Source organism: Sporosarcina sp. ANT_H38, assembly GCF_008369195.1.
GTDB lineage: Bacteria > Bacillota > Bacilli > Bacillales_A > Planococcaceae > Sporosarcina.
In genome coordinates this window covers 258,500-277,766 of sequence record NZ_VOBC01000002.1, presented here as the reverse complement: position 1 = coordinate 277,766, position 19,267 = coordinate 258,500, and the positions used below count along the sequence as shown (strand labels likewise).

Here is a 19,267-nt window from a genome sequence, read left to right as displayed (position 1 = left end):
GCAGCATATAGCGGTTGGTAACCCCGTTTGGTAGGAATTAGCCAATCATGCAAAGCGAATTTTGGAGTGGATGGGTAACCGGGATTTTTAAGTTTAGAAAGTTAAGTGATGGGTCGAAAGCCATTGGGTTGAAGGGATTAAGTTTACAGAGTATCCAGGTGCCGTTTACACAACTAAGGCACAAAGCTGACAACCAAGAATGACTCCCAAAAGTATTTTTGTATTAGGTGTTCATATTATAGTTAACGTCACTCACATTTCAGTTTGTCTACCTATCACGGCTACTTTTTCTTGTCACAATCATATATACTACTCGTTCATCTAACGAGACAAAAAGAAAGTTTCTACATTGTAATTCATAATCAGTCAAAAAATACTGTAGATTATTGGATTGTAAGATAGTATTTTGATGTGATATGTAAAAAATTATATATTATTGTCTGAATATTTAAGTTTTTAAAAAACTTAATCCCTTGTATAGTTGAGATGGGGAAATAAGGATTAGAAATTAACTGCTGATGGCACGCCGTATGCGATGAAAGTCGCTTGTACGGTGTAGGCCCGAAACGAAAGCTATGCAAGAGCATGGTATAAGACGGGAATAGCAATAACGTAACAGCTGAATTAGTCCAAACAACTGCGGGGAAAGAAGCGGTTGAGGAGGGAAAGACGATTGTAAGTTATAAGTTTGACGAAGGTTTTGCTCCGAAAATGAGTAATTTCAAGTTTTATATCAATGATGGTGATGGTGTTGTTTTTGATTTTTTATTCGGAGAGACCCAAAAATTTGTGGATAATAAACTTGAATTTAGAACTGGGAAAGAAATTGCGGAAGGACTTATCGAAAAACTTTACGTCACACAAAAGGGTTCGTTTAAAAAACTAACCGACAAATGGGACGTAACAAATGACGGCAGTGAGTTGATCTTCACATCAAAAGAATTTAAAGCCTTTAGCAGTGCACAATTTACGGTAAATGAAAAAGAGAATCGTGCAGAAGTAAAAGGTGAGATGTTGAAGAAAAAATTAGGTGGACCAGCTGTAGCAGGTGAAAAAGAAGTGAATACCTTAACTGTAACAGGATCCGCCGTTTCAACTGGTAACTTAGAAGTGACATTTGACGACGGAAATAAAGTTACGAAAACAATTGCAGTTGCAAAAGGGGATACTCCTGATGCTATAGCTACTAAAATCATGGCAGCATTCAATGGTTTAGCAGATTGGGGTGTTACAAAAACTGAAGGTACAGCTGTTTTAGTATTTACCGCTAAAGTTGCAGGGGTTGATAAAGAGGTTAAAGTAACAATTACTAACAAGTAAATATTTCGATGCCAGTCACTCACGCAACTATGTTTGATGAATAATGATACAAAGGAGCCTCTCGATCAGTCGAGAGGTTTTACTATTTTAATAAATTCCGGGTACCTGCGTACTGCAACGTTCAGTTAATTCACTATAATTACATATTTATTAGCTGAGGAGAAGAGAATTACCTAATAATCTGAACTTCTGTGATTTTTTATGTAATAGTATAAATTTTGGTTGTTTTTTGTTGCATAGGCACGCACACACAAGTTCCAGGTCCTCATACAATTCTGAAATGCTTCAGAACATAGTAACCTATCCAATGCACTTATTCCTTGAATGGAGTATGTGCTTTTTATTTTGCAAAGTTGTTACTAGTGTCTATCACCGGTAACAATTGCATCTCAAATAATACGAGTCAAAAAGAAGCTCCTCCATCCAAAACATCCTCAAAACTACTCATATCACTTTTATAAAAAAGTATTTCGGAAGTATTAAAAGATAGGGGTCTATCTTTTTAAGTACGAGGTGCAGAAACTAAAAAAAAAATATAGTCATAGCAAAGTAGACTAGCGCATACATTAGGACAGCGCCACATTTTGTTTATATTATTCTGCTTTATAGGAAGGATGCGATCCCTATTAAACAATTGTAGCAACTAGGATGGACAAACCCAGCGTTTTATAGAAAAAATCTGTACTAAAGGGGGAATTATAGTGAAGAAGAAACAGGTTAATAGGTTATTTAGTGCTTTTTTGGTACTAGCTATGGTCTTCTCGATGCATAGGCCAATGATGACTGTATCGGCTAACGAAGAAGTCAAACCATTTAAACAAAATGGTCAAAGCGAAAGTACTATGCAATTAAAAGCTGCAATCGCTGAACAATTAGATTTGTTGGATGGTGGACCAAAGCTACACAAAGATTTACAGGAGCTATCGGGTAATCAGGAAGTTGCAGTAATCATTCATTTATCGGAAAAACCTGTTGCCCTTGAAAAAGGAATAGACAATTTAAAAGGGAAAACATTCTCCGCCTCACAGGAAAATCAAGTGAGAAAAAAGGTACAAGCACAACAATCATTTGTAAAAAAGGAATTAAGTCTAAAAAATATTTCGATTGATCAGGGATATACATTCGATACTGTGTTAAATGGTTTTGCTGCGGTTTTAAACGCGAATGACCTAGACAAACTTCTTACGATTGAAGGAGTTACGTTAGTGGAACCAGATACAATCGTTCATGCGTTTGAAGAGCCAGAAAAGTCTAAACCAATTAAAACAACGTTGCCTTTGAAAGAAGTTAAAGTAGATGCAAAGATGAATACGAGCATTTCATTCCTAGGAATTGAGAAGCTATGGAATGAGGGAATTGAAGGACAAGGCATTAAAGTTGCAGTACTGGATACGGGAATCGATGCGGATCACCCAGAATTTGCGAAAATTTATAAAGGTGGAAAAAACTTTATTCCGAATTCATCTGTCTATACAAAAAACCGTGCAGATGATGATGCATCGGAAACTTCTCCTGTAGAACGTCCACCAAATACACCAGAATTTAATGATAGAGGTAGTGCGTTCTATACGTCACATGGTACGCATGTAGCGGGGACAATCGCTGCAATCGGTGCCAATGAATACGGTATTAAAGGAATTGCACCAAAAGTGGATCTATATGCGTACCGTGTACTTGGAGCATATGGTAGTGGATCGACTTCTGGAATCGTGAAAGCGATTGACACAGCTGTAATTGAAAAGATGGATGTTATTAACCTATCCCTTGGTGGAGGGGCTAACACTGAAACAGATAGCGGATCTTTCGCTCTTAATAACGCGATGATGGCAGGGACAATTGCTGTAACAGCAACAGGTAATTCTGGTCCTAACCGTGGAACAATGGGTACTCCGGCTACATCTCGTTTAGGAATTGCAGTTGGTAACACAACGAACCCGGAAACAATGCACAACGGACAAGTAAATGTCACAGTTGGAACCTATAATCTGACGAAACAACTGCAATTGATGGGAACTACTTTCGGGCAAAATGTAGCTACACAACTTCAGGGCCAATTTGATGTTGTTGCTGTCCCTGGAAATGGAGAAGCAAAAGATTATACAGGAGTCGATGTAAAAGGCAAGGTTGCACTGATCTCTCGTGGAGGCATTGCGTTTGTTGATAAAATTGCACATGCACAAGAAAATGGTGCAGTAGCAACAATTATCCATAACTTTGCTGGTGGTACAAATGCGCCAAATCCATCCGGCACATTCCTAGGTGATTCATTTGCATTTTTACCGACGTTTGATATGTCTCAAACAGATGGCGATGCAATTCGTGCAGCATTAAAAGGTGGAACGGGAACGGTTACGTTTGGTAGCTTTGGATCCACTCAGACAGCTGGAGACGAAGTAAACGATTCTAGTTCACGTGGTCCATCCACACCGAACTTCGACATCAAACCGGATGTAAGTGCACCTGGTACAAATATCATGTCAACAATTCCAATGTACAAAGCAGATTTTCCAGATGTTGTTTATAACGAAGCCTATGACCGTAAAACCGGCACATCGATGGCGACACCGCATATCGCGGGAATCGCAGCACTTGTTAAACAAGCGAATCCAACTTGGAATGCGTTTGATGTGAAAGTTGCGCTTTCAAATACGGCAAAAATTCTAGATAAAGCGGAGTATGATGTATTCGCTCAAGGTGCTGGTCGAGTAGATGCATATGCTGCAGCTCACCCAAATGTACTTGCGTATGCACTTGATAAAGCAGTACTAGACGGAAGTGGCTCAGTTGTTGATAACTTGAAAGGTACTGTGACATTCGGTCCTCGGCCACTAACTGAAAATGTATCCGTTACAAAACAAATTCTTGTAAAAGATAAAAAGGGTAGTGGTGGGAATTATACTGTATCGGTTGATGTAACCAAGTCATTTGGTGACGCCAAAGTGACTGTTGACAAACCGACATTTACACTTGCTGGAGAGCAAATGTTAAATGTGACTTTGACAGCTTCAAAAGCTGCGGCTCCAAAGGATTCAGAAATTCTAGGGTATATCCGCATTAACGGTGGAGGTTCCGAGGTTTCATTGCCATTTGCGGCTGACTTTAGTACCGTAGCAGCAGCAACAGAAATTAGGGATATGGCTATTACAGAAACAGACCTGTCTTTTGATGGGGACGGCGTGCAAGATTCAGCTGACCTAACATTTACATTGACTGGAGATGTGACAACGAACTATATTGAGCTTTGGGATATCATGGATCCAGAGGGTGGAGAATACGGTGATGGCTACATTGGATATGTACATGCGGCTGGTTCTCTTGGAAAAGGATCGTGGAGACTAGGTGTTCTAGGTAAATATTTCCCATGGAGCGGTGCACCTCAAACAACGATTCCAGATGGTTTATATACAATTGACTTAACAGCACAGGCTGGTTCAACAATTATAGGAGATTACGTTGGGCCAATTGTCGTTAAAACAACAAAACCAGTAATTACAGGTTCAGTTGCTGAAAAAGTGGCTACTGGTCAAGTAACTGATAAGTATATCGACTATAATGAAGAATTATATTTGTATGATTTGGACTATGATTTAAATGAAAAACTGCATGCTTCTTATATTGCGACGATTAATGGTGTAGCAACTGATGCTGTTCCATTCAATCTGGCACAAGATGGTTCATTCACATTCCCGGTTACAGATGACACTAATTCAGTAACTGTTGTAGTGAAAGATGAGGCAGGAAACGTCGGAGAAGCATTAATTTATCAAAAAGGAGAACCTGAAGCAGTCGTAACACTGACTGTTAACCCAACTGAACTTAATTTGAAGGCAGGGCAAACGGGTCAAGTACTTGTTACTGAGACATCAACTCCGACACAAGGGGACGCTACAAACAAAGATGTAACTACTGAAGCAACATACGTTGTAGCTGACGAAGCTGTTGCATCTGTTTCAAACGGATTGGTAACTGCAGTAGCACAGGGAACTACAACGATTACCATTTCTCATGGTGAAAATGTAGTGACTGTAAATGTGACTGTGGTTGATCCAGAAGTTGTAGTACCAGGTATAACGCTGACTGCAAACAAAACAGAAATTGATTTGCAAAAAGGAAAAGAAACACAATTAGCAATTAAAGAAGTAACAACAGCGGCTGACGGAACAATAAAGAAGAAAGACGTAACAGTAGCTGCTAAGTATAAAGTAGCGGATAGCAAAGTCGCTTCTGTAAAGAATGGTTTAATTACAGCTAAAAATGCTGGGACTACAACAATTACCGTTAGTTACGGTAAAAATGAATTAACGATAAATGTAACGGTTTCAGAAACAGTTGTAACACTGACTGCGAACAAAACACAAATCGATTTGGAAACTGGCAAAGAATCGCAATTAGTCATTAAAGAAGTAACAACAACGGCTGATGGAAAAGAAAAACAAGTAAACGTAACAAATGCATCAACGTATAAAGTAGAAGATAGTAACGTAGTTTCTGTAAAGAATGGCTTGATCACAGCTAAAAATGCAGGAAGTACTGCGATTACTGTGAAGTATCGTACACATGAGTTAACAGTAAATGTGACGGTTACGGAAAAAGGAGTAACACTTACTACAAATAAACCAGACATCACGTTGGAGTCTGGAAAAGAATCACAATTGGCAATTAAAGAAGTAACAACAGCAGCTGACGGAACAACTAAACAGAAAGATGTAACAAAAGTTGCAACGTATGATGTAGCGGATGGGAATGTGGCATCCGTGAAGAGTGGTTTAGTAACCGCAAAAGAAGCAGGAAATACAACAATTACCGTTAAATACGGTAAAAATGAATTAACTGTAAATGTGACGGTCACAAAATCAGTTGTGACACTAACGGCAAATAAAGAGCAACTCGATTTGGAGCCTGGCAAAGAAGCACAACTGGTCATTAAAGAAGTCGTAACAGGGGCAGACGGTAAATCAAAACAAACCGTCGTCACAAATCTTGCAACATACAAAGCAGTGGATGGTAAAGTAGCTTCTGTATCGAATGGCTTAGTTAGAGCTAAAAATGCAGGAAGCACATCAATCTCAGTGAAATACGGCGGAAATGAATTAACAGTAAATGTGAATGTGACAGAACCAGTTGTGACATTGACTACAAACAAAACAGACATCGCTTTGGAAGCTGGCAAAGAATCACAATTGACCATTAAAGAAGTAACAACAGCAGCAGATGGCAAAACATCAGAAAGAAATGTAACACAAAACGCAACGTTTAAAGTAGCAGATAGTAAAGTAGCAGCTGTCAGTAATGGTTTAGTAAGAGCAAAAGCAGCAGGAGAAACAACAATCACTGTGAAGTACGGTAAAAATGAAGTAACCGTAAATGTGATTGTGACAGAACCAACAGTGACACTTACAATAGACCAAACGCTACTTGAAATGGAAGCTGGCAAAGAAGCACAACTGACAGTGAATGAAGTAATCACATCAGCAGATGGAAAAACAACAGAAAAAAATGTAACACAAAACGCAACGTTTAAGGTTGCAGATGGTAAAGTAGCAGCTGTCAGTAATGGTTTAGTAAGAGCAAAAGCTGCAGGAGAAACAACAATCACTGTGAAGTACGGCAAAAATGAATTAACCGTAAATGTGATTGTGACAGAACCAGTTGTGACATTGACTACAAACCAAACACAACTCAATTTGGAACTTGGAAAAGAAGCACAACTGAGCATTAAAGAAGTAACAACTGCGGCAGATGGGACAACAACAGAAAGAGATGTTACATTAGCCGCAACGTACAAAGTAGCGAATAGTAAAGTTGTTTCCGTAACAAATGGTCTAGTAAGACCAAAAGTAGAAGGAAATACAACAATTACCGTTAAATACGGTAAGAATGAAGTGATAATAGACGTTATCGTTGGAAACACCCAAAAAACTGAAGTCATTCCAATGACTGAAGCCCTTCCAATCATTGAAGACATTCCAGTCACTGAATACGTTCCAATCGCTATCTAATATCCGGTGTTAGTCACTAGCGCAACTCATGCGCTAGTTTGACAATTGCGAGTGATTCCGAAGAAGATAGTCCTTTGATCCTTTAATGGATCAAGGGGCTTTTTCTGTTACTTTCCATTCTATAACCGGTGCCAGTGCACTTGCACAACTCAATTCTTACAGCTGAGTAGGATACTCAAAAAAACAGTAAATAATTTAATCCACCCGGGCCACACTTGTATAGTTGCGCTTTAGGATCGCTGTGGATTGAATGACTTCTAGTACGGTTACCGAGATGTCTGGATGTGTAGGGATGCGACTTTGTCGCATCCCTACACATCTTTTTCGGAAATCGTATGGTTGTCCTTCATCCGTCGCTCTCCATATGCATAAGTACACAGAGTGCTGAAGTTTATTGGGACGAAAGAATAGCTGGTTTTTCACCTGGAGAAAAGCCGCCAAAGATGCAATTTTGGCGGCTGATGCTTTCTCTATGGTTTTTTCCTATTTATTTTAAAGAAGTGTCACTTTCTATAAGGTACCACATGAATACTTGCATAATCTTTGCTAAAAGTAAGCAAGGAACACATTCTACAAAGTACAAGAGTGCCCGAAATTTCATCTTCGGGGACTTACACTCTCCATAGAATATCCTCTATTCTTTTCTTCCAAAATAACCGCATTCTTCACTTGAACATTGTAGGAACGCGACAGGCAACTAGCCACACTAGGACACCTCAGTAAATCTGTCATGTATAGTTCGCCGTGAGCGAGCCGGAAAGGTACCAGTGAAAATCGAGGATATCAAACCTATCTCACCAGTATTTTATACGATTAAATGGTTAATCATCAGAAGTGGTGTTTTTTAGCAGTATAGTCACTCACACAGCGATCCAGCGAAACTAAACATACATTTTACTGTCGATAAAAACAGGACAGAAAATGTCTTCTGTCTATTTACGTATATAGCAAGTTAATATGGAAGCTATGGCCGAGTGTATTTATTTCAGTGCGTAACCTAAACTGGTAAAAATACCCGAATTTAGTGCAAAAAGAACTAAGAATTCTGAAAAAAGCGACATCAAAAAGAGTTTATGATGAGTAGATAGAAAAAGGGGGGTTGGATTTGAAAAAGATTAGTGTTCTATTTTTACTTATGGGTATTTTAATACTTAATGGATGTTCGACAGGGCAATCAACTGAAGGCACGGGACAGAAAGACTCAACAAGCAACGAGAACTTAATTGTCGTGATGAAATCTGACGTGACTAACTTGGATCCGCATTTCATTGTGGACATTACGACCGCAAATGTTCTTTATGAGAAAGTATATGAAACGCTGATCATTCCAGATGAGGATATGAAGCCTCAACCACATCTAGCAACGGAATGGAGTCAGCTGGATGATATTACTTGGGAATTTAAGCTGCGTGAAGGAGTGAAATTTCATGATGGAACTCCATTTACAGCAGACGCTGTAAAAAAGACTTTCGATCGCCTGTTGGATCCAAAAGTAGGTTCTCCCCAAGCTTCCAAATTGGGGATGATTAAAGAGGTGGAAGTGAAAGACGATTATAATGTCGTTTTTCATCTAACAAAGCCCTATGCTCCGCTGTTATCAATTTTGGCTAGTAATGAAGGAAGTATAATGAATCCAACTATGCTTGAATCTACACCGGAATTGCTTCAAAAGGAAGCAAATGGAACAGGTCCGTTTATGTTTGAAGAATGGAAATCAGGGCAGTACGTGAAATTGAAGGCTAATCCAGATTACTGGGGTACAGCTGTGAAAATTAGTGGAGTAGAGTTCAGAGTAGTGCCTGAAGATACCACGCGTCTTGGAATGATTGAACGGGGCGAGGCGCATATTATGTCACAAATACCTGTTAATGAAATTCAGCGTATTGAATCATCGGATAATATGAAATTATTGAGAAATGAAGGATTAGGTGTGGAGTTTGTAGGTTTCAATGTCCAAAAAGCACCCGTTGATAATCTACTTGTCAGACAAGCGATTAGCCATGCAATTGATCGTGAAGCTATTCTTAGTGGAGTCTTCAACGACGTCGGGTTTTTAGGGACTTCGACAATGAGTTCAAAAGTCTTCGGTTATTCCGATCAATTGGTTCCGTATCCATATGATCCCGAAAAGGCGAAAGAATTACTAAAAGAAGCTGGCTATGAAAATGGGTTGAAATTAACTTTACTAACTGCGGATAGGGCTGAACGCATTAGTTTAGCTGAAGTGGTTCAATCACAATTGAAAGTAATTGGAGTGGAAGTTGAAATTCGTGTTCTCGAATACGGATCATACATCGATGCAAATACAAATCAAGAAGGTCACCTTTTCAACGGAAGTTGGGGAAATGCTACAGGAGATGGTGATTATAACCAATATAATCTATTCCATTCAAACTCCCAAGGATCTGCCGGTAACTACCAGTATTATTCCAATACGGAAGTTGACCGATTATTAGATGAGGCGCGTGGAGAAAAAGATGATGAAAAACGGAAAGAAATTTACGCGAAGACGCAGAAGATAGAACTGGATGAAGCAGCTTATGTGCCAATTCGCAGTTATGAAAACCTTGCAGTCTATCACTCATCTGTAAAAGGGATGAAGATGAGCCCGGTTTCCTATTTCATCCTCTCAGATGTTGAGATTGTTGAATAAATTGAGGTTTAACGTTTCTTGATGTGAAGTCATCGGGACACCTCCTAGGATTCGTATTTTAGTATATAGCAATAACGGCGGGCCTTTCCTCTATAAAACCGAGGAAAGGCCCGCTGTTATCAATACAAAGTATACTAACGAAGTAGATGTCCACAAAGCGTCGAAGCGTTTTCAATGGCTCTATCTTTTTGCTTCTTTCTTTATTAGCAGTAAAAATAATACCGCGAAGAAAGACGTACAGAGAAAGCTATACCAAATGGTCATTAGTGGATCTGCGTTTTGGATTATAAACTTGCCAATGATCCAGCCAAGTACAATCGAATATGGCAATAGTCTTGGGATTGGTCTTTTTGAAAGTATTACAATCAATAGCACAGGAATACAGGACGCGTAAATGCTGCCATAAAAGAATAGAAACTCTAGTAAGCTGAACTTAGCGAATAGGGTGATGGTAAACAAGACGAAAAGTATAATTCCTGAGATCCAGTAGGATTCCCTTCTTAACGTATGATCTGTCTTCAACGATTTTTTTGACTTTAATATATGCTTTACAAAATGGACTGTTGTCGCATGGAGTTCTGCTTGTATAGTTGTTGATAAAACGCTGAAGCACAATAAGGAAAATAACAGGATAAGAAAGATAGAATCTATTTTATCGATCAACATAAAAAGAAGAGAATAAGTTTCATTGAACGCTCCGTCAAATATAACAATCAGTAGCATGGCTGAAAGAGAAATTGGAACTGTACACCAAACAAGTGCCGTCGACCAAAATGTAATTCGGACTTTCTTCTTCTCAATCATATAAAGTCGTTGCCATGTAGATCGATCGGTTATGACTTGTCCGAAACCAACTAATACAAAGGTTATGATGAATAGAAAAATATCGCGGTTATTTATAACTAACAAATAAGGGTGGTATAAACGAATACCATTATAAACCTCGTGTGCCCCTTCTTGAATGAAAAAGTAAAGTGGAATCAAAATAACGGCAGAGAAAATGAAAAACATTGAAATCCCTTCAAATTTCTGAATCCACCTCATCCCACCTAGGCCAGCAACCACAAAGCAATACAGGAAAAAAAGGAACAAGCTCAATGATAAAGGAACATTGAAGAGGAGATCGAATAGGACAGCGGCGCCGACAGCTTGCATGAACAATGAATCGAAGCCTAACAAAAAGATTAAAAAGGACATAAACAAATAGCCATCACGTTTAAGGCGAAGTTGAAACAAGTCGCCAATTGTTTCAAGAGTAGGGAATTTGTTTCGAATGGGTACTGCCAGAATACCGAATAGAAAAATAGATAATGCCCCTGCTATTGAATAGCCAAACCCTCCAAGTAACCCATATTTAGTTAATGATTCAGGTGATGCTAGAATGACGTTTCCAGAAATCCAGCGCGCCAATAGGCTTATCATGCCTGTGGAAATACCGAATATCAACGAGCCTGTAATATAATGTCGATACAGTTTCATTTTTGAATCCTATCGGCTCTCTTGGGGTTTATACGATAATCGGATGGAGTAACGCTAAATTGTTTGCGGAACATTGAACTGAAATAATGCTGGCTATTGTAGCCAACTTTTTCAGCGATTACCGACATACTTAGCCCTTTTTGATCGATGAGAATCTTTTTTGCCATTTCAAGTCGATATGAATTCAAGTAATCCGCAAATCCAATTTGCATTTCATCGAAAAACTTTCGACTTAGATAGGTTGAGTTCAAATGGACACGTTTTGAGACATTACTCAAATTCAATTTTTCATGGTATTCATTGTGAATGATTGTTAATACCTGTTGAATAGAGTCGCTTTGTGAACTCCACTTTTTATATTTCTCTAGAAGTTCGAGAAGTTCGCTTTCCACAACGGGTTTTGTCAGGTAGTCATCCACCCCAATACGTAGTGAAGCCTGTGCATATTCAAAAGATTGAAAAGCGCTCACCATAATGATATCTATTTCATATAATTTCTTTAATTCTTTAGCTAGCTCTAATCCGCTTTTTCCGGGCATTTGTATATCCAAAAATGCTAACGAGAATTTCATTTTTTTTGCAAGTTGCAATGCAATAGAAGCGTCTTGAGCTTTATAAAAACTCCAGTTTGGGAAATAGGGCTTCATTATGTATTCTAACTGTTCTAATTCCAACATTTCATCATCTACTAATAGCACGTCCATCCCTATGTCCTCCTTTAAATTGCATATTCTTTTACAAAAGGGTATTTAGCTAAAACCATTGTCTCATTCTTCACATGGAGCAACGTTAAGGAAGTTTCCTGTTCGGGAAACAATAAACGTAGCCGATTTTGTATGTTTTTAAGTCCATATCCGCCTTCTTCTGAGGAGTACTGTTCTTCAATGTTATATGTATCTAGTAAATGTGTATTCCATACTTCAAGATTTAATATGTGGTCTGTTTCAAAGGCAATTATTTTCAATATGGATGGTCCAGGATTCTTTTCGAAACCATGTTTAAATGTATTTTCAACTAACGTTTGAAGCATAAAGGGAGGCATAAGCGCGTTTTTACAAGCTGGTTCAATTTCGATGATTATACGCAGTCGGTCTCCGAAACGGAGTTTTTGGATGTCCAAATAATTATTAACATTAGAAAGCTCAGCATCGAATAGTATCAGGGGCTCATTCGTTGCGTACTTGAATTTAAAGAATTTCGCCATAGCCTCGAGCCCTGCTACTAAATCTCCTTTACGATCTAAACGAGCGAGACTTAGCATCGTATTCAATGTATTGAAAAAGAAGTGAGACTGTATTTTTGAATTTAATTGGTCATAATTTACTTGCTGAAGTTCTTTTTCAAGTGCGAGTTTTGAAGTTTCCCTTTGAAGACTGTCAAAGCGTCGTTCAAAAATAATAATAAAAGAAAGCGTAAAAGCTCCTATAAGGGGAGCCAATACGCAAATTAAGACGTAGAAAGAGAAGTTTTCGATTGACATCATCATCCATACGCCCTTCCTTGAAATTTAGAATGCCGACAATATTCTTAGTATACAGTGAAAAGACAAAGAATTAAATGACTAATTATCACATTTTTTAATTAACAATAATTATCCAAAAAGTAACACAGTCAGCCACCAAGTGCTCCATATACAGTCGCTTTCAGTACTCTTTGAATTGAACACCTTCTATTCCATTAGCGTGATATCTAGATGTATACGAATGCAACTTTTCCCGCTCCTAAGCGCCGAATTCGTATTTAATGGATTCAACCTATATACGGCACTACTTATTTAGAATTACTAGATGATATAACTCACCAGTTTAACGAACAAATCTAGCGAAGAAGCGACAAGTGTGAGCCGAAGCAATAAGACTGACAGTGATCTTCTGCCAGGCTTATTGCGTAAGGCCATCACCAAGCGACAAAGCGGTATTCAATGAAATCAACCTATATATATGACACTATTTATTTAAATTTAACTAGGTGATATAACACACCAGTTTAACGAAAAAATCTAGCGAAGAAGCGACACTAATGAAAGGCAGCCCAATATCGCCGCGTCCTGCGGCAAAGGCTGCACACCCGCATCCTGCGGGCGCCGAAGCAATAAGACTGACAGTTATCTTCTGCCAGGCTTATTGCATGAGGCCATCACCAAGCGACAAAGCGGTATTAAATAGCACACCTATATAACCGACAACTTCTCCGCAAAATGGCAAGCAACCGAATGGCCAGTCTCCAGCTCCCTTAGCAAAGGTTCTTCGTCTCTACACAAATCTGTCGCAAAAGGACAACGCGTATGGAATCGACACCCTGCCGGAGGATTCAACGGTGAAGGAACATCCCCCTTCAAAAGAATCCTTTCCCTTTTAATCGTCTGATCAATAACTGGAATAGCCGATAATAAAGCTTTCGTATAGGGATGTAATGGATTCTTAAATAGACTTGCCTTATCCGCAATCTCCACGATTTTGCCAAGATACATCACCATAACTCGATCTGAAATATGCTTAACGATACTAAGATCATGAGAAATAAATAAAAACGTTAAATCGAAATCTCTTTGAAGTCTCTTAAGGAGATTAAGAATTTGAGCCTGGATTGAAACGTCTAAAGCTGAAACTGCTTCGTCGCATATAATCACTTTCGGATTGACCGCGAGAGCCCTAGCAATCCCAATACGCTGTCGCTGTCCGCCGGAGAATTCATGGGGATAACGTTCAAGGTATTCAGGCCTCAAGCCAACATTTTGCATTAATTCAAGCATACGCGCTTCTCGCTGTTTCGGAGGAAGAACCTTTTGTATGGCCATCGCTTCGTCAAGCATTTGTCTAATCGTACGTCGAGGATTTAGAGACGCAAATGGATCCTGGAAAATGACCTGAATATCTCCTCTAATTGTCCGAAGTTCTTTCTTTGACATTCCAGTAAGGGATACGTCTTTATAGAGAATATCTCCCTCAGTTGGCTCATCTAAACGAAGTATTGAGCGGCCTGTAGTCGATTTCCCACATCCAGATTCTCCAACAATGCTCAACGTTTCCCCTGGGTAAAGGTCGAATGAAATACCGTCGACGGCTTTTACAACCTGTTTAGGCTGGAACAAAGCCTCCCGTTTTACAACAAAATGTTGTTTCAAATTACTGACCTTAAGTATAGGTTTTTTAGAGCTTAGTAAAGTGTTCATAGGACGACCTCCTCTTTTACTAGTTCTGCTTGCCATTGGTCAGTATATTTCCAGCAACGCACTTGTTGCGAATCCTCGATATGGATGATTTCAGGCTGCTGATTTCTACATAAGTCCTGCACAAATGGACATCTATCCGCAAAACGGCAACCCGTAGGATAGTCGTAAGGACTTGGTACAGTACCTTCAATAATTTGTAACTCCTCCTGATCTTCATACAATTTAGGCAAAGAACCAATTAACCCTTGTGTATAAGGATGGAGGGGAGTCTTAAATAAGTTTGCCGTTGTTTGATATTCAACAATCTGACCGGCATACATGACTGCAACTTGGTCGCACATTTCCGCGACTACACCAAGGTCATGTGTTATGAAGATGATGCCCATTCCGATTTTGCGTTGAAGATCTTTCATTAATTCTAATATTTGTGCTTGAATGGTCACGTCGAGAGCAGTAGTCGGTTCATCGGCAATTAAAACTTCCGGTGTGCATGCCAGCGCCATTGCAATCATTACGCGCTGCCGCATGCCGCCACTAAGTTGATAAGGTTCTTGTTTTGCTCGTTTTTCAGGGGCCGGAATACCGACCAAACGAATCATTTCAACAGCTCTTTCCCATGCCTGTTTCCGGGATAATTTTTGGTGCAGTCGGAGAGCTTCTGCTATTTGTTCTCCAACTGGAATTACAGGATTTAAGCTGGTCATTGGCTCTTGGAAAATCATCGAAATTTGATTGCCTCTTATTTTCCTGATTTCCTGATCGGACATCGTTACAAGGTCTTTGCCATGCAGTAAAATTTGTCCATCCACTATCTTTCCTGGAGGGGAGGGGATTAGTCGCAAAATCGATAAGGAGGTTATAGATTTTCCGCAACCGGATTCTCCGACTATTCCCAGGGTCTCACCTTTTTTAAGTACAAAATCGAGACCATCAACGGCTTTTGCGGTTCCTTTACTTGTGATGAAATGCGTTTTTAAATTCTTTACTTCCAATAATATGTCTTCTTGCATCATGATCCCTCCTAATTTAGATCTATTCGTTTATTAAATACCTTGTACATAACATCAACCAATAGATTTACAAAGACAAAGACGAGGGAGGCAACTAAGACGCCACCTTGTACCATTGGAATATCTCTTGTACGGATTGCATCTACAATCATTCGTCCAAGTCCATTAATCGCAAATACTGATTCAACGATTACCGTTCCTCCGAGAAGGCTACCAAACTGTAGACCAACGACTGTAATAACAGGTATTAAGGCATTGCGCAAGGCATGCTTATAGATGATGGTATGTTCTTTTAATCCTTTTGCTCTAGCTGTTCTTACATAGTCTTGGCCAATTACTTCAAGCATGCTTGAACGAGTCATTCGGGCGACAATCGCCGCTCCTCCTGCACCAAGTGTGATGGCCGGAAGAATGATGTGAGCGAAACTGTCCCAGCCTGCTACCGGAAGCCATTGTAATTTAATAGAGAAGGTATACATCAACAGTAAACCAAGCCAAAAACTTGGTAATGATATTCCTAAAAGAGCGACAATCATAACGGAGATGTCTGAAACAGAGTAAGGTTTGACTGCCGAGATAATACCTGCTGTTAAACCAAGAACAACGGTGATTAATATACTGAAGAAGGCTAATTCCATAGTAATCGGTAATCGAATTAGAATTTCATCCAACACAGGCTGATTGTTTTTAAGGGAATTGCCTAAACTACCCTGTAGAATATTTCCTATATAAGAAAAGTATTGTACGTGCAAAGGTTCGTTCAATCCCAAATCTTCCCGAAGTTGTTCTACTGTTTCTGTCGATGCACCTTCACCGGCCATAATAATTGCTGGGTCACCAGGCACCATTTGCATTATTAAGAAGACAACGAGTGTAACTCCAAAGATGACGGGTACTACTTGTGCCAATCGTTTTAGGATAAATAAAAGCATTGAGCATCACCTCTTTTCTTATTTTTTCATTCGTGGATCTAATGCATCGCGTAAGCCGTCACCGAACAAATTGAAACCTAGTACAAGAACTGAAATCATAATACCAGGGAAAATTGCCATATAGGGTGCGGTGAATAGGAAATCACGACCGCTTGAGAGCATCGCGCCCCATTCAGGAGAGGGAGGTTGTGCACCAAGTCCTAAGAAGGACAATCCCGCCGCGGATAAAATAGCTGTAGCTAGTCGCAAACTACCCTGTACAATAATAGGGGACAGAATATTAGGGAAGATGTGACGGAAAATGATGATGAAATCATTTGCTCCAAGCGTTCGAATCGCATCAATGTATTCCAAATTCTTCACTTCCATTGTAGAACCCCGTACAATACGTGCAAATAATGGTATGGAAAATACACCAACAGCAATTGTAACGTTAATAAGACTTGGTCCGAGTGCACTAATGATAGCAAGTGCTAATAATATTCCCGGGAATGCCAACATTACATCCAGTGACCTGCTGATGATTGTATCGACCCATTTTCCGTAGTAACCGGCAATGAGACCTAATAGAATCCCGAAAAACGCCCCGAATAATACGGATGAAAATCCAACAGCTAAAGATAAACGCGAACCGTATAATATGCGACTTAGAATATCTCTACCTTTATCGTCAGTTCCCATCCAGTGTTCTGTAGAAGGACCTTGTAGTTTGTCTTCTAATTCGATTTTGAAAGGGTCAAATGGTGCTAAAACGGGTGCCAAAATCGTCAATGATATATAGAAGAGAATGATAAAGCCACCTACGACAGCCGCCTTGTTCTGGCCAATCGTTCTGAAAAACAGTTGGCGTTTTTCTTTGCGTAACTTTCTTCTTATACTAACTAACTCTGAAGCCTCTTCTATGGCCATGCTTTTTGTCATGCTGTTGCCTCCTTCGTCTCCATTATTTTTATTAGAAGTAACTTCAAGATAGAAAAATTAGATAGGAAAGTAAATAGAAATACAAAGAGTAGTCGAAATAGTATAAAAGTGTATTAATATTCTGAAAAACTACACATGGTTTATTATCTATAATTCAAATTAGCAAGACAATTAAAGGAATGGGGGTAACGGGAATATGAAAAAGGTTAAAGGGTTTTCAATTGTACTGGTACTTGCAACGCTGCTTCTCCTATTACAAGCCTGTTCAACAGGATCTACAGGTGACAAGGAGAAAGAGAAAGGTACAGGATCAGATAGTGCCATGGGAGAAGGCGGCGTATTGAAGATTGTACGTTTGTCTGATGCGACAGGCCTTGACCCACACTTCATTACTGATATACCGTCAGCAAATGTAGTGCATGGGAAGGTATATGAAACGCTTGTTGCTTTCGATAAAGAGGGAGAAATTCAACCGAGACTAGCGGAAGAATGGGAACAGGTAGATGATTTGACTTGGAAGTTCACGCTACATGAAGGCATCAAATTCCATGATGGTACTCCATTCAATGCAGAGGCTGTCAAAGTGACGTTCGATCGTTTATTGGACCCGGCAACCGGTTCTCCACAACGTGAAAAACTTGGAATGATTTCAGAAATTATCGTAGAAGACGATACACATGTAACATTGAAACTTTCTGAGCCTTATGCGCCATTGCTTTCTATTTTGGCAAGTAATGAGGGCAGTATCTTAAGTCCGAAGTCGATTAAAGAAACGGCAGATCAATTAGCGGTTCATCCAGTAGGTACTGGACCATTTGTTTTCGATTCCTGGAAATCTGGTCAACAGATTACATTGAAAAAGAATGAGGATTATTGGGGAGAGAAAGTGAAAGTAGATGCGGTTGAATTTAAAGTGGTTCCTGAAGATTCGACTCGACTCGCAATGGTTGAGAGTGGAGAAGCGCATATTTCCGATCAGGTGCCTGTGACAGAAATAGACCGAATCGAAAGTTCTGACGCACTGAATCTAACTCGAACAGAAGGATTAGCGGTGGAATATGTTGGCTTTAACACGACGAAGGCGCCGTTTGATAATGTAAAAGTTCGTCAGGCAGTTAGCTATGCAATTGAACGTGAAGCGATTATTAAAGGTGTCTATAACAATGTAGGTACGTTGGCAAACGTGGCGATGAGCCCGCAAGTATTCGGGTATAGTAAAAATGTTGAAGCCTATCCGTACGATGTCAACAAAGCAAAAACGCTCTTGAAAGAGGCCGGATTTGAAAAGGGCATCAAAGTAAAACTACTGACAAGTGACCGCAAAGAACGTATCAATATGGCTGAAGTTATTCAATCCCAATTAAAGGGTATCGGGGTCGAAGTGGAAATTGAAGTCCTTGAATATGGTTCTTACATTGAGCAAATTGATGGACAAGAACATCAGATGTTCATCGGCGGATGGGGAAATGCTACAGGTGATGGAGACTATAATCAGTACAACCTATTCCACTCTGCATCCATCGGACCACCTGGGAACCATTTCTATTATCAAAATCCTGTAGTGGATAAGTTAATTGAACAAGGTAGGGTAGAAACAGATCCAGCCAAACGGTTAGTAATCTATGAAGAGGCAATGCAAATCGAAATGGATGACGCTGTTTATGTCCCAATTCGCAACTATGAACACCTAGCAGTCTATAATAATGATGTGAAAAACTTTAGACTCGATGCTTCAAACTATCTCATTATTGAGCAAGCCCAAGTAAAATGATAGTCAATGG

11 protein-coding genes are annotated in these 19,267 nt (G+C 39.5%); 4 read left to right on the top strand and 7 right to left on the bottom strand.

Annotated features, from left to right (window positions below; translation table 11 throughout):
• Positions 1-711 precede the first annotated feature (711 nt).
• From FQ087_RS13405 to FQ087_RS13395, 3 genes are all read left to right on the top strand, one after another.
• A complete protein-coding gene (locus FQ087_RS13405; protein ID WP_149581093.1) occupies positions 712-1,320 on the top strand; it encodes a hypothetical protein in 609 nt (202 codons plus the stop codon).
• Between the two features lie 701 nt (positions 1,321-2,021).
• Positions 2,022-7,319 carry a S8 family serine peptidase gene (locus FQ087_RS13400; RefSeq protein ID WP_370456076.1) on the top strand — a complete coding sequence of 1,766 codons (5,298 nt, stop codon included), beginning with the start codon at positions 2,022-2,024 and terminating at the stop codon, positions 7,317-7,319.
• A 1,135-nt stretch (positions 7,320-8,454) separates the two neighbouring features.
• On the top strand, positions 8,455-9,972 hold the full coding sequence (locus tag FQ087_RS13395) for a glutathione ABC transporter substrate-binding protein (protein WP_149581473.1): 1,518 nt from the start codon (positions 8,455-8,457) through the stop codon (positions 9,970-9,972).
• 180 nt (positions 9,973-10,152) lie between these two features.
• On the opposite strand, the gene FQ087_RS13390 is transcribed toward FQ087_RS13395, so the two are convergent.
• The 7 genes from FQ087_RS13390 to FQ087_RS13360 all read right to left on the bottom strand — a co-directional run bounded on the left by FQ087_RS13390 (position 10,153) and on the right by FQ087_RS13360 (position 17,486).
• Entirely contained in the window at positions 10,153-11,451 is a 1,299-nt protein-coding gene (locus FQ087_RS13390) for an SLC5/6 family protein (protein WP_149581092.1), read from the bottom strand.
• Complete coding sequence (locus FQ087_RS13385; RefSeq protein ID WP_149581091.1) at positions 11,448-12,155, bottom strand: response regulator transcription factor; 708 nt, start codon at positions 12,153-12,155, stop codon at positions 11,448-11,450. Before FQ087_RS13385 ends, FQ087_RS13390 begins: the two co-directional genes overlap by 4 nt.
• Positions 12,156-12,169: 14 nt before the next feature.
• Positions 12,170-12,937, bottom strand: a complete 768-nt coding sequence (locus FQ087_RS13380; protein ID WP_255452328.1) for a sensor histidine kinase — start codon at positions 12,935-12,937, stop codon at positions 12,170-12,172.
• A gap of 684 nt (positions 12,938-13,621) precedes the next feature.
• On the bottom strand, positions 13,622-14,623 hold the full coding sequence (locus FQ087_RS13375; RefSeq protein WP_149581090.1) for an ABC transporter ATP-binding protein: 1,002 nt from the start codon (positions 14,621-14,623) through the stop codon (positions 13,622-13,624).
• A complete protein-coding gene (locus FQ087_RS13370) occupies positions 14,620-15,636 on the bottom strand; it encodes an ABC transporter ATP-binding protein (protein WP_188006747.1) in 1,017 nt (338 codons plus the stop codon). The genes FQ087_RS13375 and FQ087_RS13370 overlap by 4 nt, the downstream gene beginning before the upstream one ends.
• Before the next feature lie 8 nt (positions 15,637-15,644).
• Positions 15,645-16,565, bottom strand: coding sequence for a nickel ABC transporter permease (nikB, locus tag FQ087_RS13365; protein WP_149581088.1), 921 nt, complete (start codon positions 16,563-16,565; stop codon positions 15,645-15,647).
• 18 nt (positions 16,566-16,583) lie between these two features.
• Positions 16,584-17,486, bottom strand: a complete 903-nt coding sequence (locus FQ087_RS13360; RefSeq protein ID WP_149581087.1) for an ABC transporter permease — start codon at positions 17,484-17,486, stop codon at positions 16,584-16,586.
• Between the two features lie 196 nt (positions 17,487-17,682).
• Between FQ087_RS13360 and FQ087_RS13355 the strand changes: the two genes are divergently transcribed.
• Complete coding sequence (locus FQ087_RS13355; RefSeq protein ID WP_149581086.1) at positions 17,683-19,257, top strand: glutathione ABC transporter substrate-binding protein; 1,575 nt, start codon at positions 17,683-17,685, stop codon at positions 19,255-19,257.
• Positions 19,258-19,267 lie beyond the last annotated feature (10 nt).